A 19180-nucleotide genomic window follows, 5' to 3' on the forward strand; every position below is an offset into this window, starting at 1 on the left:
TCAGGTGAACTGTGCGCGCATCCACGCCTGATACTCAGCCACACCAGGCTCGCCTTCGCGCGGCGCCCAGTGAGCAAGCTCACCGTCACCGACCGGGCGATACGGGCCCGCCTTGCACTCGAACATCAGGCTGTCCGCTTCCAGTACCACCAGGCCATGGAACACGCCGGCTGGCAGGTCCACGCCGAGACAGTCGCCACCGGCCTGCAGGATCTGTTTGTTCACCACCGCGCCTGACTCATCGAAGATCAACACACCCAGTCGCCCTTTGAGGACCAACAAGGTTTCAGCCTTGTTTTCCCCCAAGTGCCGGTGAGGCGGGATATAGGTGTCGGGCTGCAAGCCAACCACCATGCGATGACAGGCATCTTCCATCTGATGGAGGTTGTGATGCTGACGCCCACGAGGATTGGCTGCTGCTTTCTCGGCCAATTCAGCGAACAGGGTTTGATCGAGAAAGCTCGGAGCGCTCATTTTCTTACATGCCTTTAACAGCAAAAATCCCGTTGGCGTTACGCCAGTAGCCTTTGTAGTCCATGCCGTAACCGAAGATGTAACGGTCGATACATGGCAGGCCGACGAAATCGGCTTTCAGGTCCGGGCGAGCCTTGCGGTCGTGGTCCTTGTCGATCAGCACGGCGGTGTGCACAGCGCGGGCACCGGCGTGTTTGCAATAGTCGATGATCGCGCCCAGGGTGTGACCTTCATCGAGGATGTCGTCGATGATCAGCACGTCGCGGTCGAGGAACGACACTTCCGGCTTGGCTTTCCAGAACAGATCGCCGCCGCTGGTTTCATTGCGATAACGAGTGGCGTGCAGGTAGGACGCTTCCAGCGGGAAGTTCAGATGGGTCAGCAGCTTGCCGGAGAAAATCAGCCCGCCGTTCATCACGCAGAACACCACCGGATTGCTTTCAGCCAGCTGGTCGTTGATTTGTGCACCGACGCGGGCGATGGCCGCCTCGACTTCTGCTTCGGTGTACAGGCAGTCAGCCTCTCGCATGATTTGACGGATATGCTCGAGATCTGCGGGCATGGCGTTCTCCAGGGGGGTGGCGGTTCAGGAAAAGCGGGCAAAGGTACGCATCAAGCGAGGCCAGATCAAGCGTTTGTGGACTAACGTTCTGAATGTCTATAGGACAACACCCTCGGATAGATTAATCTAGGCCGGTTTTTTTGCCCGCCGCCGGAGCCTTTCCCATGCCCATCCTCGAGATCCGCCATCCGCTGATCCGCCATAAACTCGGCCTTATGCGCCGCGCCGACATCAGCACGAAGAATTTCCGTGAGCTCGCTCAGGAAGTCGGTGCCCTGCTGACCTATGAAGCCACCAAAGACCTGCCGCTGGAAAGCTACGACATCGAAGGCTGGTGCGGCACGGTGTCGGTCGAGAAAATCGCTGGCAAGAAAATTACTGTAGTACCGATCCTGCGCGCCGGTATCGGCATGCTTGAAGGCGTGCTGAGCCTGATCCCGGGCGCCAAAGTCAGCGCCGTGGGCGTGGCTCGCAATGAACAAACGCTACAGGCTCATACCTACCTGGAAAAACTGGTTCCGGAAATCAACGAACGCCTGGCGATGATCATCGACCCGATGCTCGCCACCGGCAGTTCCATGGTCGCGACCATCGACCTGCTGAAAAAGGCCGGTTGCCGGGATATCCGCGCGATGGTGCTGGTGGCGGCCCCTGAAGGCATTGCCGCGGTAGAGAAAGCTCACCCGGACGTGACCATCTACACCGCGTCCATTGACGAAAAACTCAACGAACACGGTTACATCATCCCAGGCCTGGGCGATGCCGGTGACAAGATCTTCGGCACCAAGCAGAAGGACGCTTGAGCATGCAGCAAGAGTTCAACGATCCGCTCTGGCGCACGGTGCTGTCGGGTGCGCAGATGCTGTTCGTGGCCTTCGGCGCTCTGGTGTTAATGCCGTTGATTACCGGCCTCGACCCGAACGTGGCGCTGTTCACCGCAGGCCTGGGGACGATTCTGTTCCAGATCGTCACCGGGCGTCAGGTGCCGGTGTTCCTGGCGTCGAGCTTTGCCTTCATCACCCCGATCATTCTCGCCAAGGGCCAGTTCGGTCTCGCGGCGACCATGGGTGGCGTGATGGCGGCCGGTTTCGTCTACACCTTCCTCGGCCTTGCGGTGAAGATCAAAGGCACCGGTTTCATTGACCGCCTGCTGCCACCGGTGGTGATTGGCCCGGTGATCATCTCCATCGGCCTGGCCATGGCGCCGATCGCCGCCAACATGGCGATGGGCAAGGCTGGCGATGGCACCGAACTGATCCATTATCAGACGGCGATGCTGATCTCGATGCCCGCGCTGCTGACCACCCTGATCGTCGCGGTGTTCGGTAAAGGCATCTTCCGCCTGGTGCCGATCATCTCGGGCGTGCTGGTGGGTTTTGCGATGGCGTTCTACTTCGGCGTCGTTGATACCGCGAAAATTGCTGCTGCACCGTGGTTTGCAATCCCGCACTTCACCGCGCCGGAGTTCAACTGGCAGGCGATTCTGTTCATCGTTCCGGTGGCCCTGGCTCCGGCCATCGAGCACATCGGCGGCGTGATCGCTGTCGGTAGCGTGACCGGTCGCGATTACCTGAAGAAACCCGGCCTGCACCGCACCCTGCTCGGTGATGGCATTGCCACCACCGCAGCCGGCCTGTTTGGCGGTCCACCCAACACCACCTATGCCGAAGTGACGGGCGCGGTGATGCTGACCAAGAACTACAACCCCAAGATCATGACCTGGGCGGCGATATTTGCCATCAGCCTGGCGTTCATCGGCAAGTTCGGCGCGCTGCTGCAAAGCATTCCGGTGCCGGTGATGGGCGGGATTCTGTGCCTGTTGTTCGGTTCGATCGCGGCGGTGGGCATGAACACGCTGATTCGCCACAAGATCGACCTGGGCGAAGCACGAAATCTGGTGATTGTCTCGGTGACCCTGGTGTTCGGGATTGGCGGCGTACTGGTCGGCACCGGCACAGGGCCGGACGACTTCGGCCTCAAAGGCATCGCGCTGTGCGCGGTGACGGCAATTGCGCTGAACCTGTTGCTGCCGGGTAATGACAGCTGGAAGCACAAGAAGGCGAATGAATCGCTGCTGTAAGCAGGCTCAAGATTATCGCTGACTGACAGGACGCCTTCGCGAGCAAGCCCGCTCCCACATTTGATATTCGGTGTACTCAGATCAAATGTGGGAGCGGGCTTGCTCGCGAAGCTTTTAAAGTGCCAGCGGCGCTCGCTCGCACAAGGTGCTCAACGCCCGCGCCCACTGCGGATCGTCGTTAAGACACGGCACCAGCACCAACTCCTCTCCCCCCGCCTCGCGGAACAGCTCCTTGCCGCGATCCCCGATCTCTTCCAGCGTCTCGATGCAATCGGCGACAAACGCCGGGCACATCACCAGCACTTTCTTCACGCCCATTCCAGCCAACTCATCAAGGCGCGCTTCGGTGTAGGGTTCGATCCATTTGGCCCGCCCCAGACGCGACTGGAACGACACCGACCACTTGCCGTCCGGCAGCCCCAGCCGCTTGGCAAACTCGGACGCCGTGCGCAGGCATTGGGCGCGGTAGCAAGTCGCCAAGACTTCTGGCGAAGCGTTCTGGCAGCAATTGTCGCTTTTGAAGCAATGGTGACCGGTAGGGTCGATCTTGGTCAGGTGCCGCTCCGGCAAACCGTGGAAACTCAACAGCAGGTGATCGTAATCCTGCTGCAAATACGGCTTGGCGCTGGCGACCAGCGCATCGAGGTATTCCGGTTGATCGTAGAACGGCTGGAGAATCGACAACTGCACGTCCAGCTGCTTCTCGCGGACTACCCGCTTGGCCTCCTCGATCACCGTGGTCACCGTGCTGTCGGCGAACTGTGGATAGAGCGGTGCGAGCGTGACCCGCTTGTGACCCTGGGCTGCCATGCGCACCAGCACCGACTCCATCGACGGCTCACCGTAACGCATCGCCAGTTCCACCGGCCCGTGGTGCCACTGGGCAGTCATGGCCTGTTGCAGGCGACGGCTGAGCACCACCAACGGCGAGCCCTCCTCCCACCAGATCGAGGCGTAGGCGTGGGCCGACTGCTCCGGGCGCTTGAACAGGATCAGCGACACCAGCAAACGTCGCACCGGCCATGGCAGGTCGATCACATACGGGTCCATCAGAAATTGATTGAGGTAACTGCGCACATCCGCCACCGAGGTGGAAGCCGGTGAGCCCAGATTGACCAGAAGCAATGCGTGATCGGTCATGCAACGTCCTATTTCAAAGGCGGCTGGAAAGGTCGTCCAGAGCCGCGCGCAAATCAGTGAACTGGAAAGTGAAACCCGCTTCCAGCAAGCGAGCCGGTACGGCCTTCTGGCCGCCCAGCAACAGCAATGACAACTCGCCCAGACACACCTTCAACGCCAGGGCCGGCATGGGCATGAACGTCGGGCGGTGCAACACGCGGCCCAACGTATCGGCGAATTCGCGGTTGCGCACCGGCTTGGGCGCGCAGGCATTATAAGGACCACTGGTGTCTTCCTGATGCAGAAGAAAATCAATCAGGGCGATTTGATCGTTGATATGAATCCACGGCATCCACTGCCGGCCACTGCCGATAGGCCCGCCCAGCCCCACTTTGAACGGCAGCAACAGCCGCGACAAAAAGCCGCCCTCTGCCGACAACACCAGCCCGGTGCGGATGAGAATCACGCGAATGCCCAATGCCTCGGCGCGCTGGGCCGTTTCCTCCCAGGCAATGCACAACTGGCTGGCGAAATCATCGATAACGGGCGGGGATTTTTCAGTCAACTCCCGCTCGCCCCCATCGCCGTACCAACCAATGGCGGAGCCCGAGATTAATACCTGAGGTTTGTGCTCGCGGCTTTCGAGCCAGGCCAGCAGGGTTTCGGTCAGCGTGATCCGGCTGCTCCAGAGCAGCGCTTTGCGTTTGGAGGTCCATGGCCGGTCGGCAATCGGTGCGCCCGCCAGATTGATAATGGCATCAACCGTTTCTTGTCCAATATCCTCGAACTGTGCGATTCCCCGCACCTGCGCACCGCAAATTTTTGCGACTTTTTCAGGTGTGCGACTCAAGACAGTCAAACGATGTCCCTGACTCAACCAGTGTCGGCAGAGCTGACGTCCTATCAAACCAGTACCGCCGGTCAGCAATATGTGCATGACTTCTTCCTCGCGTGGCGTTTTACCTTGATCACTAGTCTATTTTTATATGCAGGGATCTTTGGTATCGGGCAGGCTCTGTGTTTAACAATAGGCCAAGCTGTCAGAACGAGAACGCTAAAAGTTATACCAAAAAACAATATTGTACAGGTTTCATCCACGGCGTAGTCTGTACAGAAAGGTAAACGAGGCCCCTATGACTGTACCTATCGCAATCATCGGCACCGGCATCGCCGGACTCTCCGCCGCCCAGGCCCTGACAGAGGTCGGGCACGTCGTTCAACTTTTCGATAAAAGCCGCGGCAGTGGCGGACGCATGTCAAGCAAGCGCAGCGATGCGGGGGCTCTGGACATGGGCGCGCAATATTTCACCGCCCGCGATCGCCGCTTCGTCACTGAAGTCCAGCGCTGGCAAGGCAACGGCTGGGTCGCTGAATGGATGCCGCAGCTCTACACCTACCATGGCGGCCAGCTCAACCTGTCGCCGGACGAACAGACTCGCTGGGTCGGCACGCCTCGTATGAGCGCGATCACCCGCGGCTTGCTCGGCGACCTGGAAGTTCATTTCGCCTGCCGCATTACCGAGGTCTATCGCGGCGAGGAGCACTGGCATCTGCAGGACGCCGAAGGCTTCACCCACGGCCCGTTCAGTCATGTGATTATCGCCACGCCGGCGCCTCAGGCGACTGCACTGCTGGCCACCGCGCCGAAACTCGCCGGTGCCGCCGCCGGGGTGAAAATGGACCCGACCTGGGCTGTCGCGCTGGCATTCGAGACACCGCTGGATACGCCCATGGAAGGCTGCTTCGTACAGGACAGTCCACTCGACTGGCTGGCTCGCAACCGCAGCAAACCCGGGCGCGATAACACCCTCGATACATGGGTGCTGCATGCGACCAGTGCCTGGAGCCGGCAACATATCGACCTGTCCAAGGAAGCGGTGATCGAGCAATTGCACGGCGCATTTGCCGAGCTGCTGCACGACTCCATGCCCGCCCCGACCTTCAGCCTTGCGCACCGCTGGCTCTACGCCCGGCCCGCCAGCAGCCATGAATGGGGAGCCCTGGCCGATGCCGATCTGGGCCTCTATGTGTGTGGCGACTGGTGCTTGTCCGGTCGTGTCGAAGGCGCCTGGCTCAGCGGCCAGGAAGCCGCCCGCCGCTTGCATGCACATTTGCAGTGAACCGCATTAATCCGGGAGGAGGCCGAAGGAAAAACTTATACAAATAATTTGACTTGTACACCTTTGAATCTATGATGAAGTTATGTTGTACAGACCGAACAGTCTGTACAGGTTTAGATTCGAGGTGCTCCGATGCCCCACGTCACCGTGAAACCGAAGATCGCCATCAGCGCCTGCCTGATGGGGGCAGAAGTGCGCTTCAACGGCGGGCACAAGGCCTCGCAGTTGTGCAGTCGCACCCTCACCGACTATTTCGATTTTGTTCCGGTCTGTCCGGAAGTCGCCATCGGTCTCGGCATTCCCCGTGAACCGATCCGTCTGGTGGGCGATCCACAACATCCAGAAGCCATCGGTACCGTTAACACAACACTCAATGTCACCCGGCCGCTCGCCGAATACGGTCAGAAAATGGCCGCGGAACTGGGCGACATCTGCGGCTACATCTTCATGCAGAAATCCCCGTCATGCGGCCTGGATCGGGTCAAGGTCTACCATGCCAACGGTGCGCCGGTGGACGGTGGTGGCCGCGGCATCTACGCCCAGGCGTTCTGCGCGCGGCATCCGGATTTACCGGTGGAAGAAGACGGCCGACTCAACGACCCGGTGCTGCGAGAAAACTTCCTCACCCGCGTGTTCGCCTACAGTGCCTGGCAGCAGTTGCTGCGCGACGGCCTGACTCGCCGCGGCCTCACGGACTTCCACTCGCGCTACAAATACCTGCTGATGGCCCACAACCCGGTGCAGTACAAAACCCTGGGAAACCTGCTGAGCAACATGGGCCAGACCGACCCGAACGAACTCGGCCCACGCTACTTCAGCGAGCTGATGGGGGCCTTGAAAAAATGCGCCACCCGCCGCACCCACACCAACGTCCTGCAACACATCAGTGGCTATCTCAAACAGACCATCAGCCCTGAAGACAAACAGGAAGTGCAACACGTCATCGGCCAGTACCGCCACGGCATCGTGCCGTTGGTGGTGCCGTTGACGCTGCTCAAACACTACTTCCGTCAACACCCGGATCCCTACATTGCGCAACAGGTTTACCTGCAACCGCATCCGGAAAATCTCAGCCTGCGAAACGCAATCTAATGCCAATCCAATGAAAAGCCCACTCGACACCAGCGCCAGCGAAGACCTCGGCGCCGACTTCAAGAAAGCCCTCGACGAAGGCTGGCTGCCAATCCGTGAGGTCGCGCGGCAGACTGGTGTCAACGCCGTCACCCTGCGAGCCTGGGAACGGCGTTATGGCCTTATCGTGCCGCAACGCACGCCCAAGGGTCATCGACTGTTCTCTGCCGAACACGTTCAACGCATCCTGACGATCCTCACCTGGCTCAACCGTGGCGTGGCCGTCAGCCAGGTCAAGCCACTGCTCGACACTCCGCAGGCCTTTACCGAATCCGTCGAAAGCGATTGGCACGTGCTGCGCCATACGCTGCTGCAAGCGGTCACTCAACTGAACGAACGCACCGTCGATGACACGGTCAATCAGGCCATGGCGCTGTATCCACCACGGACCTTGTGCGCACAACTGCTGATGCCCTTGCTGGCTGAACTGGAACAACGCTGGCAAGGCCAGTTCGGCGCGCAGATGGAGCAAGTGTTTTTTTACTCCTGGTTACGCAGCAAATTTGGCGCACGCATCTACCATAACAACCGTCAGTTACGCACCGCGCCACTGTTGTTGATCAATCACTCGGACCTGCCACTGGAACCTCACTTGTGGCTGACCGCCTGGCTGATCAGCAGCGCCGATTGCCCGGTGGAAGTGTTTGACTGGCCGCTCCCCGCTGGCGAACTCGCGCTGGCGGTCGATCATCTGCAAGCCCGCGGCGTACTGCTGTATTCCAGCAAAGCGATGAATCTTTCGCAGCTGCCGAAACTTTTGAATGGTGTCAGTTGCCCAAAAATGATTGCCGGACCAACGGTATGCATCCATCACACCGAGTTGTCCGCACGAACGTTCAAGATTACTGATTTGTTCCTGGCTGAAGATCCGTTAGCAGCGCATCAGGACCTGATTCAGCGTGGGCTCATTTAATGGCGAATTTTTAATGAATCGTGCGGACACCTCTGTGCAATTGATCTGGCTGCGCAGCGACTTGCGCCTACAGGACAACACCGCCCTCTCGGCCGCCGCAGCCCGCGGCCCGACTGTGGCGGTGTACCTGCTGAGCCCGGAGCAATGGCTGGAGCACGATGATGCGCCATGCAAAGTGGATTTCTGGCTACGCAACCTGAGCGAGTTACGCGGCGCGCTGGATGAGCTGAACATTCCCTTGTTGATCCGCAAGGCATCTCGCTGGGATGAGGCACCCAGGGTGCTGCTCGATCTTTGCCAACAATTGAAGATTGGCGCGGTGCACGTCAACGAGGAGTACGGCATTCATGAAAGCCGTCGTGACGCAGCGGTGGCCGAAACACTGAAAGCCAATGCCATCGACTTTTTTAGCTACCTTGATCAACTGCTGTTAAAACCGGGCACCGTACTGACCAAAACGGGCACTTACTTTCAGGTGTTCAGCCAGTTCCGCAAGGCGTGTTACGACCGTCTGCGCGGGTCGTTGCCGAAGCGGGTCCCAGCACCTGCCGTGCAGGCGCCGCTGGCGATCAGCAGCGACAAGATCCCATCAAACGTTGAAGGTTTCGCAACGCCCGGCGACAACTTGCGCAGTCTATGGCCTGCCGGTGAAGCCGAAGCCCACCATCGCCTCGACACCTTCGCCGATGCCCAGATCGACGACTACAAAAACGAACGCGATTTCCCGGCCAAACCGGGCACCAGCCAGCTGTCGGCCTATCTCGCCGCCGGGGTGATTTCCCCCCGCCAATGTCTGCACGCCGCGCTGCAAAGCAATCAGGGCGAGTTCGAAAGTGGCAAGGTCGGCGCCGTCACCTGGATCAACGAATTGCTGTGGCGCGAATTCTACAAACACATTCTGGTGGGCTACCCACGGGTCTCGCGTCATCGCGCCTTCCGCCCGGAAACCGAAGCCCTCGCCTGGCGCGATGCCCCGGATGAACTCCTGGCCTGGCAAGAAGCCCGTACCGGCCTGCCGATTATCGACGCGGCCATGCGTCAATTGCTTGAAACCGGCTGGATGCACAACCGTCTGCGCATGGTGGTGGCAATGTTCCTGACCAAGAACCTGCTGATTGACTGGCGTGAAGGCGAGCGTTTTTTCATGCGGCATCTGATCGATGGCGACCTGGCGGCGAACAACGGTGGCTGGCAGTGGAGTTCGTCCACTGGCACCGATTCAGCGCCCTACTTCCGGATTTTCAACCCGCTGAGCCAGTCGGAGAAATTCGACAGCGAGGGGCTGTTCATCAAGTACTGGCTGCCGGAACTGGCCGGGCTGAACAAGAAGGATGTGCACAACCCGGCGAACCTCGGCGGCCTGTTCGGCGTAGCGGACTATCCGTCACCGATCGTCAATCTGAGCAGCTCTCGCCAACGGGCGCTGGCCGCGTTCAAGAACCTGCCATCACGACAACCTGCCGGGCGATTGCCTGACTGAAAAGGAGAATGGGATGAGTTTTACACCTCCACGGCGCTACTGGCTGACAGGTGCCAGTAACGGCATTGGTGCCTCGCTGGCCGAAGAAATACTGAAAACCGGTGCTCACCTCGCGGTGAGCGCTCGCTCGGTGGCACCACTCAAAGTCTTGTCCCAGCGTTATCCGGGACAAGTGCTGGTGGTGGCCGGTGACCTGACCAACAGCCAGACCGTGCGAGAAATCGGCGAACAGATCGCCGAGGCGTGGGGAGCTCTGGACACAGTGATTATCAACGCCGGCACTTGCGAATATGTCGACGTTCAGCAGTTCGATTCATCGATCGTCGAGCACGTAGTGCGCACCAACCTGCTTGCCAGCAGCTATTGCATCCAGGCTGCCCAGCCGCTCTTGCGCGCCGGCACCGCGCCGTATCTGGTGGGCGTCGCCAGCTCGGTCACCTACCTGCCGCTGCCACGGTCCGAGGCGCATGGTGCCTCAAAGCCCGGGCTGCGTTACCTGTTTGAATCGTCGCGAATTGATCTTGCACCGCAAGGCATCGAAGTCACCGTGGTCAGCCCGGGGTTTGTCGAGACGCCGCTGACGGCGCACAACGTCTCCATGCCACTCAGCTGGCCGGTGGACAAGTCCGCACGCTACATCTTCGCCGAACTCAAGAATCGTCCACTGGAGATAGCCTTTCCGGCGTTGTTCATGGCCGACCACTGGCCATTGTCGACAAGACCCAACCGAGGAAAACTGGCAATCGGCAAACGCATGGTGCGCAGCAATCCGCCGATCAAGGACCAGCCGTGAAATCACCTGCCTCTCAAGGCTGATCGCACCTGGCTGCTGAATCGCAGCCATAAGATCACCCTGTTCGAACCGGTAACCAAGCGTCCGTCAGGCCTTTCACACAGCACCGGCTCAGTGCCTTACACTGGGCGCCATGAAAACCATTCCCCATACGCAAATCGCCGAGCCTGCGGTCACCTGCTCGACCTGCGCAGCTTGCTGCTGTCAGCTCGAAGTCATGCTGATCACGGACACGGGCGTGCCCGAACGTTTTATCGATACCGATGACTGGGGTGGGGAAGTCATGCTGCGTCTGGATGACGGCTGGTGCGCCGCGCTGGATCGCAACACGATGATGTGCACCATCTATGAAAAACGCCCGTTGATCTGCCGGGAGTTCGAGATGGGCGCACCAGAATGCATCGACGAACGCCAAGGGATTACCACGGCGTATCGCTGAAGTCGAAGTCAACCGAATACAAATGTGGGAGCAAGCCTCTGTGGCGAGGGGATTTATCCCCGTTGGGCTGCGTAGCAGCCCCAGCATTTCAAAGTTAAACCGCGTCTACGACTGCTTCGCAGTCGAACGGGGATAAATCCCCTCGCCACATGACTTGCTCCCACATTCAAAGCGCCTACAACGGCATCGTGTAGTGCAGCGAGTAGCTTTCTACGCCGTCGTTGTAACTGTTAAGACCGGCATTGGAGTAGTGCGTCGCACGAATCCCGACTTCATGTCCGCCCGCAAAGCGCAGACCAAAGCCGAATCGGTCTTCGAACTGAAAAGCACCACCGAGGTTGTTGTCTTCAAGTTCGCTATGAGCGAACAACGCCACGCCAATCCCGGCCTCCAGGTACGGCTTGACGTTCTGACCGGCAAACTCGTAAACAAACACAGGCGAGAACGACAGGCTGTGGTTGCTGGAGGTCGTGTCGCCTTCCCAATAGGTGTAGGCACCGCTCCAGTAACCGGTCACACGACCGATATCACTCTGCAACCAGCTCTTGTCCCAATCGAATTGCATGCCCAGTCGATAGGTCATGGTCGAGTCGCTGGTCTCTCCGACCGCGAACTCCACGCCTGCCGCCTGTGCGGTAAAACTGTGCCCCATCAGTGCAGCCGCAATCGCGGCCAAGCAGAATAGTCGCTTCATTAGAAACATCCTTTTCCGAACGATTTCGTAAGGTTTTTTTGTTGCTTGACGCTATAGAAGTCGACGATTAATCAGAAGTTCACCCCAATTACTCGCTTGCCCCGAGTTTTGTTTACTCCTTGAAGCTTCGCACAACGCCAGCGGTATTCCACAGTATCGGCAAGATATTTCTGAAATGCTCTGGATCGGCACTCGTCCAGAACTGTGCCGCACGTGCAGGCCCCTCGGCAAGCAATTCCCGCTCGGCCAACAATCGCTGAAGTTGCCGCGCTACAGCGGCGCCGGTATCAATCAAGCTGATGTCATCGGGGATCATCTGCTTAAGCAACGGTTTTAGGAAAGGATAATGCGTGCAGCCCAGAATTATCGTGTCGCACCCGGCGCCGAGCAGTGGTTCGACATACCTGGCCAGCAACTGGCGCAATGCCTCGCTGTGCAGATCGCCGTTTTCAATCAGCTCCACCAGGCCGGGGCACGGCTGAGTGATGACGCGCACATCGGTGGCGAATCGGTCGAGCAACGCGGCGAACTTGGCACTCTGCAAGGTGCCGGTGGTAGCGAGCACACCGACCACACCGCTGCGGGTGGCGGCAGCGGCCGGTTTGACCGCCGGCTCCATGCCGACGATGGGCCACTCGGGATAATCGCGTCGCAAGTCGGCAACGCCAGCGACCGTCGCCGTGTTGCAAGCCAGCACCAAGGCCTTGGCGCCCTGCTGCTGAAAAAAACCGGCCATCACGCTGCAGCGATGACGGATGAATTCCGGGGTTTTCTCGCCGTAGGGAATATTCCCGCAATCGGCGACGTACAACAGTGACTCGTTGGGCAGCAAACGCTGGATCTCGGCCAGCACCGAAAGCCCACCGACGCCGGAGTCGAACACGCCAATCGGCGCTTCACGCATGCTTCGAACCACAAACGCTGCAGCCCGGATCACGCTTGACCCGCAATTCGCGGAAGCGCGAGCCCAAGGCATCGATCAACAACAGGCGCCCCACCAGCGGTTCGCCGAAACCCACCAGCAACTTCATGGCTTCCAACGCCTGGAGGCTGCCCACCAGGCCAACCAATGGCCCTACGACGCCGGCTTCGCTGCAGGTCAGTTCGGCTTCGCTGCCGTGACCATATAAACAGTGGTAGCAGGGGCTTTCCGGACGACGCGGGTCAAACACTGACAACTGCCCTTCGAGCCGAATCGCTGCGCCGCTGACCAGAGGTTTGCCGGCAGCGACACACGCAGCGTTGACCGCTTCGCGGGTGGAGAAGTTGTCGGAACAGTCCAGCACCAGATCCACCGCGGCCACGGCGGCGGCCAGGGAGTCTTCGTCCAGCGCGGTGCGATGGGCGATCAACTGAATTTCGGGATTGATTGCAGTCAGTCGGCGGATCGCCGAGTCGACCTTGCTCAGGCCAACGCTGTCGGTGTCATGGACGATCTGGCGTTGCAGGTTGGTCAGGTCGACAGTGTCGAAGTCCGCCAGATGCAACTCACCGACGCCGGCGGCGGCCAGATACAGCGCAACCGGCGAGCCGAGGCCGCCAAGACCGACGATCAACACGCGGCTTTCTTTCAGTCGCAACTGGCCGTCGATGTCGACGTGTTGCAACAGAATCTGCCGACTGTAGCGCAACAATTCCTGATCATTCAGCACGGCAGGCGCCCCAGGCTGATACGTTCGTGACCGCCCAGATCGGTGCGGCTGTGGACTTCTTCAAAGCCGCGGGTCAGCAGCAAATCGCGTACCGCAGTGGCTTGATCGTAACCGTGTTCAAGCATCAGCCAACCGCCCGCTTCCAGATAATCCGGCGCCTGGGCGACGATCAGACGCAGATCGTCGAGCCCATCGACGCCAGCCACCAAGGCACTGGCCGGTTCGAAGCGCACATCGCCTTCCACCAGATGCGGATCGGCGGAGGCAATGTAAGGCGGGTTGCTGATGATCAGCTGAAAACGCTGACCTTCCAGCGCACTGAACCAATGACTGCTCAGCACGGTGGCGTTGTTCAGATGCAAGCGCTGGCGATTGCGCTCGGCCAGGGCCACGGCTTCGAGCACGCGATCCACGGCGGTCACCTTCCAGGCCGGACGCTCGCTGGCCAGGGCCAACGCAATGGCGCCGCTGCCGGTGCCGAGGTCGAGGACCTTGGCAGGTGTGGCTGGCAGGAGTTCAAGCGCCGCTTCCACTAACAGCTCGGTGTCCGGGCGCGGGATCAGCGTGTGCGGCGCCACTTCCAGATCAAGTTTCCAGAAACCTTGCTGACCGAGGATGTAGGCCACTGGCTCACCGCCACGGCGGCGCTGCAAATACTCGGCAAATTTAAGTGCCGCCTCGCTTGGAACGATGCGCTCGGGCCAGGTGTGCAGAAAACTGCGGGACTTGCCCAACGCAGCGGCCAGCAACAGTTCGGCATCCAGGCGCGCGGAGGGCGAATCTGGCAGGTCGGCGGCGCGTAACAAACTGGCAATGATCGTCATTTACTCACCTATCGCTGCCAATTGGTCGGCCTGGTATTCGGCCAGCAACGGCTCGATCACCGCATCGACGCCACCCGCAAGGATTTCGTCGAGGGAATACAGCGTCAGGTTGACCCGGTGGTCAGTGACCCGCCCCTGGGCAAAGTTGTACGTGCGGATTCGCTCCGAGCGATCGCCCGAACCGACCAGCAACTTACGCTCGCTGGCGATAGCGTTCGCGGCGGCACTGGTTTGCTGATCGTTGAGCTTGGCCGACAGCCAGGACATCGCCCGGGCGCGGTTCTTGTGCTGGGAACGTTCTTCCTGGCACTCGACGACAATACCGGACGGCAAGTGCGTGATGCGGATCGCCGAGTCCGTCTTGTTAACGTGCTGACCACCGGCACCGGAGGATTTGTAGGTATCGATGCGCAAATCCGAGGGGTTGATCTCGATTGCTTCCTGCTCGTCCGGCTCGGGCAACACGGCTACGGTGCAGGCCGAGGTGTGGATGCGACCCTGGGATTCAGTAGCGGGAACCCGTTGTACGCGGTGGGCACCGGATTCGAATTTCAGCTTGCCATAGACGTTGTCGCCTTCGACGCGGGCGATGACTTCTTTAAAGCCGCCGTGTTCACCGATATTCTCCGAGAGGATTTCCACCCGCCAGCCGCGACGCTCGGCGTAACGCGAATACATGCGGAACAGGTCGCCGGAGAAAATCGCCGCCTCGTCACCGCCGGTGCCGGCACGGATTTCGAGGAACACGTTACGACCATCGTTCGGATCCTTGGGCAGCAGCATGCGTTGCAGGCTGGCTTCGATGTCGATCAGTTGCTCTTTGGCTTCGCGGACTTCTTCCACGGCCATTTCGCGCATGTCCGGGTCGTTGTCCTTGAGCAGCGCCTGAGCGCCCTCGAGATCACTTTGCACCTTGAGCAACTGTTTATAGGTTTCGACAATCGGTTCGACTTCCGCATATTCCTTGGAATAGGTGCGGAATTTGGCCTGATCGGAAATGACTTCGCCGTCGCCAAGCAAGGCGGTCAATTCCTCGAAACGGTCCTGGAGGATGTCCAGCTTATTGAGCAGTGACGCTTTCATTGCGGTTTTTTATCCGAAAAGCTATCCGATGAGCCCTCATTCAGGGCAAAGAGTTCCTGGGCCATGGCCAGCGCATCGAGGCGGCCTTCGGCAGAGAGCTTTTTCAACTGCACGCTCGGTGCGTGCAAGAGTTTGTTGGTCAGGCCCCGCGCCAGCTGCACCAGCACGTCTTCGGCGCTGCTGCCGTTGGCCAGCATGCGCTGGGCCTTCTGCAATTCTTCGTCGCGCAGGCGCTCGCTTTGTTGGCGATAGGCCTTGAGCACATCCACCGCCGCCAGTTCACGCAGGCGGACCATGAAATCCTCGGCACCGATCGAGACCATCTCTTCCGCCGCCTGGGCTGCGCCCTGGCGGCTCTTGAGGTTCTCGGCGACCACTTCGTGGAGATCGTCGACGCTATACAGGTAAACGTCGTCCAGTTCGCCGACTTCCGGCTCGATATCCCGGGGGACGGCGATGTCTACCATGAAGATCGGCTTGTGCTTGCGCAGTTTCAGGGCGCTTTCCACCGCGCCCTTGCCCAGGATCGGCAACTGGCTGGCGGTGGAGCTGATAACGATGTCGCTGCGCACCAGTTCCGCCGGGATGTCCGAGAGCAACACCGCGTGGGCGCCGAACTGCTCGGCCAGAATGCTCGCGCGCTCCAGGGTGCGGTTGGCAACGACGATGCGTTTTACGCCCAATTCGTGCAGGTGGCGGGCGACCAGGGTGATGGTCTCGCCAGCGCCGATCAGCAAGGCCTGGCTACGTTGCAGGTCGCTGAAAATCTGTTTCGCCAGACTGACCGCGGCAAACGCCACGGACACCGGGTTCTCGCCGATGGCGGTGTCGGTGCGCACCTGTTTGGCCGCATTGAAGGTGGCCTGGAACAGCCGCCCGAGCAACGGACCGATGGTGCCGGCCTCGCGGGCCACGGCGTAGGCCGATTTCATCTGGCCGAGAATCTGCGGTTCGCCCAACACCAGCGAATCGAGCCCGGAGGCCACCCGCATCATGTGACGAACTGCCGCATCATCTTCGTGCACATAAGCGCTCGCGCGCAGCTCTTCGAGGCTCAAATGGTGATAATCGGCCAGCCAGCTCAGGATGACGTCCGCCGAAAGGTGATCCTGTTCTATATAGAGTTCACTGCGATTGCAGGTGGAGAGGATCGCAGCTTCGCGGCTGTCGGTCAGTCGGCAGAGCTGCTGCAAAGCCTCCACCAGCTGCTCAGGGGTAAAGGCCACGCGCTCGCGGACGTCTACTGAAGCAGTCTTGTGGTTAATACCGAGTGCAAGGAAGGCCATTCAAGGTCGCTGATGGTGACGTGAAGCCGGCAATTGTCCTACTTCGACAGAGCCAGAACAACTACCGCTGACTATTGTCCCAATGACCTGCCTCTATAAAGGCGCCAATTGAGACACGGTTATGTTTGGCCGAAGGCTTGTGTCATGATGATCCGACCGCAGGTTAGTCGTCCTCTTCCTATATGAATAGATCTTCCGCGTTGCTCCTCGCTTTTGTCTTCCTCAGCGGCTGCCAGGCCTTGGCACCCGTTTCGTCGGACGGTACGCCGCCGGTCGAAGACAGCACTCCGGCCCCTGAAAAGCCCAAGGTTTACAGCTCATTCAGTGAAGAAACCATCTTCAGTCTGTTGAGCGCCGAACTGGCTGGCCAGCGCAATCGTTTCGACATTGCCCTGGACAACTACGTGACCCAGGCGATCAACACTCAGGATCCGGGCATCTCCGAGCGGGCATTCCGTATCGCCGAGTACCTGGGCGCCGATCAGGCTGCCCTGGACACCTCGTTGATCTGGGCGAAAAACGCGCCGCAAGACCTTGAGGCGCAACGGGCCGCTGCCGTGCAACTGGCTCGTGCCGGGCGTTATGACGACTCCATGGCCTATATGGAGAAAGTCCTGCAAGGCAAGGGCGACACGCATTTCGACTTCCTCGCCCTGTCTGCGGCCGATACCGACCAGGACACGCGCAACGGCTTGATGAAAAGTTTTGACCGTTTATTGCAGCGCCATCCGAACAACAGTCAGCTGATTTTCGGCAAAGCCTTGCTGATGCAACAGGACGGTGACGCCAAGGGTGCGCTGGGCCTGCTGGAAGACAATCCTCCGGACGAAGGCGAAATAGCACCGATTCTGTTGCGCGCACGCCTGCTGCAGACCCTCAGTCGTGGCGATGAAGCCTTGCCGCTTCTGCAAAAAAGCATCAAGAAATACCCGGACGACAAACGCCTGCGCCTGACTTATGCGCGCATGCTGGTTGAACAGGACCGCATGGACGACGCCAAAGCCGAGTTCTCGAGCCTGGTTCAGCAGTACCCCGAAGACGACGAACTGCGTTACTCCCTGGCATTGGTTTGCCTGGAAGCCAAGGCCTGGAAGGAGGCCAAGGGCTATCTGGAAGACCTGATTGCCCGGGAAAGCCACGTCGATTCGGCGCACTTGAACCTCGGTCGTATCGCTGAAGAGCGCAATGACCCTCAAGGCGCGCTGATCGAGTACGCCCAGGTCGGCCCGGGCAACGATTACCTGCCGGCGCAATTGCGTCAGGCCGATATCCTGATGAACAACGGCAAGACCGCCGAAGCCCAAAGCCGCCTGGCTGCGGAGCGCGATGAACAGCCCGATTACGCGATTCAGTTGTATTTGATCGAAGCCGAAACCTTGTCCGCCAATAAACAGCCCGACAAGGCCTGGAATGTATTGAAGCAAGCCTTGCAGCAATACCCGGACGATCTGAATCTGCTGTACACCCGCGCCATGCAAGCGGAAAAACGCAATGACCTGGCGCAGATGGAAAAAGACCTGCGCCTGATCATCAAGCGCGACCCGGACAACGCGATGGCGCTGAACGCCCTCGGTTACACCCTGTCCGACCGTACGACGCGCTACGCCGAAGCCAAGGCCTTGATCGAACAGGCGCACAAGATCAATCCGGAAGACCCGGCGGTACTCGACAGTCTCGGCTGGGTGAACTTCCGCATGGGCAATTTCGACGAAGCCGAACGCCTGCTGCGCCAGGCGCTGGAGCGCTTCCCCGATCAGGAAGTCGTCGCGCACCTGGGCGAAGTCCTGTGGGCCAATGGCAAGCAACGGGAAGCCAAACAAATCTGGAGCAAGTTCCTCAAGGAACAGCCCGACAGCCCCCTCCTGCGCAGCACCATCAAGCGCCTGACCGGATCAGAGACTCTTTAAGATTATGTTTTTGCGCCACCTCATTGTTTTCAGCTTCATCGCCCTGCTCGCCGGTTGCGCGGGCTTCGGCGCCCGCGAATCGGTCCAGGGCAAAGGCAACCCGGCCCAATGGCGCGAGTACAAACAGCAACTGACCAGCCTCGACGGCTGGCAGATCAACGGCAAGATCGGCATTCGCGCCCCGAAAGACTCGGGCAGCGGCACGTTGTTCTGGCTGCAGCGACAGGATTACTACGACATTCGCCTCTCCGGCCCCCTGGGTCGCGGCGCAGCACGCCTGACCGGCCGCCCCGGCAAGGTCTCGCTGGAAGTCGCCAACCAGGGCCGCTATGAAGCGCCGACGCCCGAAGTGCTGGTCGAAGAACAACTGGGCTGGAAGTTACCGGTGTCCAATCTGGCCTGGTGGGTTCGCGGGCTCCCGGCTCCGGACAGCAAAAGCCGTCTGACGCTGGATGCCGACAGCCGCCTGGCCAATCTTGAGCAGGATGGCTGGCAGGTCGAATACCTCAGCTATGCCGAGCAAAACGGCTTTTGGCTGCCCGAGCGGATCAAACTGCACGGCACCGACCTTGACGTCACGCTGGTGATCAAGGAATGGCAACCTCGCAAATTGGGGCAGTGAA

Annotated in this window: 20 protein-coding genes; 10 read left to right on the forward strand and 10 right to left on the reverse strand. The window is 59.8% G+C overall.

Annotated elements, in window-relative coordinates; translation table 11 throughout:
- On the reverse strand, positions 1–474 hold the full coding sequence (locus KW848_RS21520) for a WbuC family cupin fold metalloprotein (RefSeq protein WP_111451282.1): 474 nt from the start codon (positions 472–474) through the stop codon (positions 1–3).
- A gap of 4 nt (positions 475–478) precedes the next feature.
- On the reverse strand, positions 479–1036 hold the full coding sequence (locus KW848_RS21525) for a hypoxanthine-guanine phosphoribosyltransferase (protein WP_111451281.1): 558 nt from the start codon (positions 1034–1036) through the stop codon (positions 479–481).
- 164 nt (positions 1037–1200) lie between these two features.
- On the opposite strand from KW848_RS21525, the gene upp reads away from it, so the two are divergent.
- Both upp and KW848_RS21535 read left to right on the forward strand, forming a co-directional pair.
- On the forward strand, positions 1201–1839 hold the full coding sequence (upp, locus tag KW848_RS21530) for a uracil phosphoribosyltransferase (RefSeq protein ID WP_008025893.1): 639 nt from the start codon (positions 1201–1203) through the stop codon (positions 1837–1839).
- 2 nt (positions 1840–1841) lie between these two features.
- Positions 1842–3116, forward strand: a complete 1275-nt coding sequence (locus KW848_RS21535) for a uracil-xanthine permease family protein (protein WP_008153403.1) — start codon at positions 1842–1844, stop codon at positions 3114–3116.
- Positions 3117–3230: 114 nt separating this feature from the next.
- Here the strand turns inward: KW848_RS21535 and hemH are convergent, their stop codons facing one another.
- Both hemH and KW848_RS21545 read right to left on the reverse strand, forming a co-directional pair.
- Positions 3231–4256, reverse strand: a complete 1026-nt coding sequence (gene hemH, locus KW848_RS21540) for a ferrochelatase (RefSeq protein WP_192406199.1) — start codon at positions 4254–4256, stop codon at positions 3231–3233.
- A 13-nt stretch (positions 4257–4269) separates the two neighbouring features.
- The gene (locus KW848_RS21545; RefSeq protein ID WP_111451278.1) at positions 4270–5172 is read right to left on the reverse strand and encodes a TIGR01777 family oxidoreductase; all 903 of its coding nucleotides are present in this window, start codon (positions 5170–5172) and stop codon (positions 4270–4272) included.
- A gap of 196 nt (positions 5173–5368) precedes the next feature.
- Here KW848_RS21545 and KW848_RS21550 point away from each other — a divergent pair, with 196 nt between their 5' ends.
- The 6 genes from KW848_RS21550 to KW848_RS21575 all read left to right on the forward strand — a co-directional run bounded on the left by KW848_RS21550 (position 5369) and on the right by KW848_RS21575 (position 11111).
- Positions 5369–6355: an NAD(P)/FAD-dependent oxidoreductase gene (locus tag KW848_RS21550; protein WP_111451277.1), complete on the forward strand. Its 987-nt coding sequence runs from the start codon at positions 5369–5371 to the stop codon at positions 6353–6355.
- A gap of 132 nt (positions 6356–6487) precedes the next feature.
- Positions 6488–7447 carry a DUF523 and DUF1722 domain-containing protein gene (locus KW848_RS21555; RefSeq protein WP_218537999.1) on the forward strand — a complete coding sequence of 320 codons (960 nt, stop codon included), beginning with the start codon at positions 6488–6490 and terminating at the stop codon, positions 7445–7447.
- Positions 7448–7457: 10 nt separating this feature from the next.
- The gene (locus KW848_RS21560; protein WP_218538000.1) at positions 7458–8399 is read left to right on the forward strand and encodes a MerR family transcriptional regulator; all 942 of its coding nucleotides are present in this window, start codon (positions 7458–7460) and stop codon (positions 8397–8399) included.
- Positions 8400–8433: 34 nt separating this feature from the next.
- Positions 8434–9879, forward strand: coding sequence for a deoxyribodipyrimidine photo-lyase (phrB, locus tag KW848_RS21565; protein ID WP_218538001.1), 1446 nt, complete (start codon positions 8434–8436; stop codon positions 9877–9879).
- Between the two features lie 13 nt (positions 9880–9892).
- A complete protein-coding gene (locus KW848_RS21570; protein WP_111451274.1) occupies positions 9893–10672 on the forward strand; it encodes an SDR family oxidoreductase in 780 nt (259 codons plus the stop codon).
- 133 nt (positions 10673–10805) lie between these two features.
- The gene (locus tag KW848_RS21575; RefSeq protein ID WP_008153413.1) at positions 10806–11111 is read left to right on the forward strand and encodes a YkgJ family cysteine cluster protein; all 306 of its coding nucleotides are present in this window, start codon (positions 10806–10808) and stop codon (positions 11109–11111) included.
- Positions 11112–11286: 175 nt separating this feature from the next.
- Here KW848_RS21575 and KW848_RS21580 read toward each other — a convergent pair whose 3' ends face one another.
- The 6 genes from KW848_RS21580 to hemA form a co-directional block, all read right to left on the reverse strand.
- Positions 11287–11805 (reverse strand): acyloxyacyl hydrolase, encoded by a 519-nt coding sequence (locus KW848_RS21580; protein ID WP_111451273.1) that lies wholly within the window; start codon positions 11803–11805, stop codon positions 11287–11289.
- Between the two features lie 112 nt (positions 11806–11917).
- Positions 11918–12709: a glutamate racemase gene (gene murI, locus KW848_RS21585; RefSeq protein WP_192406193.1), complete on the reverse strand. Its 792-nt coding sequence runs from the start codon at positions 12707–12709 to the stop codon at positions 11918–11920.
- Entirely contained in the window at positions 12702–13457 is a 756-nt protein-coding gene (locus KW848_RS21590; protein ID WP_008153418.1) for a molybdopterin-synthase adenylyltransferase MoeB, read from the reverse strand. The genes murI and KW848_RS21590 overlap by 8 nt, the downstream gene beginning before the upstream one ends.
- The gene (gene prmC, locus KW848_RS21595) at positions 13451–14281 is read right to left on the reverse strand and encodes a peptide chain release factor N(5)-glutamine methyltransferase (protein WP_008153419.1); all 831 of its coding nucleotides are present in this window, start codon (positions 14279–14281) and stop codon (positions 13451–13453) included. Before prmC ends, KW848_RS21590 begins: the two co-directional genes overlap by 7 nt.
- Positions 14282–15364, reverse strand: coding sequence for a peptide chain release factor 1 (gene prfA / locus KW848_RS21600; RefSeq protein WP_111451269.1), 1083 nt, complete (start codon positions 15362–15364; stop codon positions 14282–14284).
- Positions 15361–16650 carry a glutamyl-tRNA reductase gene (gene hemA / locus KW848_RS21605; protein WP_192406191.1) on the reverse strand — a complete coding sequence of 430 codons (1290 nt, stop codon included), beginning with the start codon at positions 16648–16650 and terminating at the stop codon, positions 15361–15363. The genes prfA and hemA overlap by 4 nt, the downstream gene beginning before the upstream one ends.
- Positions 16651–16832: 182 nt before the next feature.
- Here hemA and KW848_RS21610 point away from each other — a divergent pair, with 182 nt between their 5' ends.
- Together KW848_RS21610 and lolB are read left to right on the forward strand one after the other, a co-directional pair.
- Positions 16833–18557 (forward strand): tetratricopeptide repeat protein, encoded by a 1725-nt coding sequence (locus KW848_RS21610; protein WP_218538002.1) that lies wholly within the window; start codon positions 16833–16835, stop codon positions 18555–18557.
- A 4-nt stretch (positions 18558–18561) separates the two neighbouring features.
- Positions 18562–19179, forward strand: a complete 618-nt coding sequence (gene lolB, locus KW848_RS21615) for a lipoprotein insertase outer membrane protein LolB (protein WP_111451266.1) — start codon at positions 18562–18564, stop codon at positions 19177–19179.
- Position 19180: the final 1 nt, after the last annotated feature.

This window comes from Pseudomonas sp. PDM25, assembly GCF_019219045.1.
GTDB lineage: Bacteria > Pseudomonadota > Gammaproteobacteria > Pseudomonadales > Pseudomonadaceae > Aquipseudomonas.

What these genes read in the sequence shown, in the direction of transcription:
- KW848_RS21520 (WP_111451282.1), bottom strand. Translation starts at nt 474, where the DNA reads ATGAGCGCTCCGAGCTTTCTCGATCAAACCCTGTTCGCTGAATTGGCC.
- KW848_RS21525 (WP_111451281.1), bottom strand. Translation starts at nt 1,036, where the DNA reads ATGCCCGCAGATCTCGAGCATATCCGTCAAATCATGCGAGAGGCTGAC.
- upp (WP_008025893.1), top strand. Translation starts at nt 1,201, where the DNA reads ATGCCCATCCTCGAGATCCGCCATCCGCTGATCCGCCATAAACTCGGC.
- KW848_RS21535 (WP_008153403.1), top strand. Translation starts at nt 1,842, where the DNA reads ATGCAGCAAGAGTTCAACGATCCGCTCTGGCGCACGGTGCTGTCGGGT.
- hemH (WP_192406199.1), bottom strand. Translation starts at nt 4,256, where the DNA reads ATGACCGATCACGCATTGCTTCTGGTCAATCTGGGCTCACCGGCTTCC.
- KW848_RS21545 (WP_111451278.1), bottom strand. Translation starts at nt 5,172, where the DNA reads ATGCACATATTGCTGACCGGCGGTACTGGTTTGATAGGACGTCAGCTC.
- KW848_RS21550 (WP_111451277.1), top strand. Translation starts at nt 5,369, where the DNA reads ATGACTGTACCTATCGCAATCATCGGCACCGGCATCGCCGGACTCTCC.
- KW848_RS21555 (WP_218537999.1), top strand. Translation starts at nt 6,488, where the DNA reads ATGCCCCACGTCACCGTGAAACCGAAGATCGCCATCAGCGCCTGCCTG.
- KW848_RS21560 (WP_218538000.1), top strand. Translation starts at nt 7,458, where the DNA reads ATGAAAAGCCCACTCGACACCAGCGCCAGCGAAGACCTCGGCGCCGAC.
- KW848_RS21570 (WP_111451274.1), top strand. Translation starts at nt 9,893, where the DNA reads ATGAGTTTTACACCTCCACGGCGCTACTGGCTGACAGGTGCCAGTAAC.
- KW848_RS21575 (WP_008153413.1), top strand. Translation starts at nt 10,806, where the DNA reads ATGAAAACCATTCCCCATACGCAAATCGCCGAGCCTGCGGTCACCTGC.
- KW848_RS21580 (WP_111451273.1), bottom strand. Translation starts at nt 11,805, where the DNA reads ATGAAGCGACTATTCTGCTTGGCCGCGATTGCGGCTGCACTGATGGGG.
- murI (WP_192406193.1), bottom strand. Translation starts at nt 12,709, where the DNA reads ATGCGTGAAGCGCCGATTGGCGTGTTCGACTCCGGCGTCGGTGGGCTT.
- prmC (WP_008153419.1), bottom strand. Translation starts at nt 14,281, where the DNA reads ATGACGATCATTGCCAGTTTGTTACGCGCCGCCGACCTGCCAGATTCG.
- prfA (WP_111451269.1), bottom strand. Translation starts at nt 15,364, where the DNA reads ATGAAAGCGTCACTGCTCAATAAGCTGGACATCCTCCAGGACCGTTTC.
- hemA (WP_192406191.1), bottom strand. Translation starts at nt 16,650, where the DNA reads ATGGCCTTCCTTGCACTCGGTATTAACCACAAGACTGCTTCAGTAGAC.
- KW848_RS21610 (WP_218538002.1), top strand. Translation starts at nt 16,833, where the DNA reads ATGAATAGATCTTCCGCGTTGCTCCTCGCTTTTGTCTTCCTCAGCGGC.
- lolB (WP_111451266.1), top strand. Translation starts at nt 18,562, where the DNA reads ATGTTTTTGCGCCACCTCATTGTTTTCAGCTTCATCGCCCTGCTCGCC.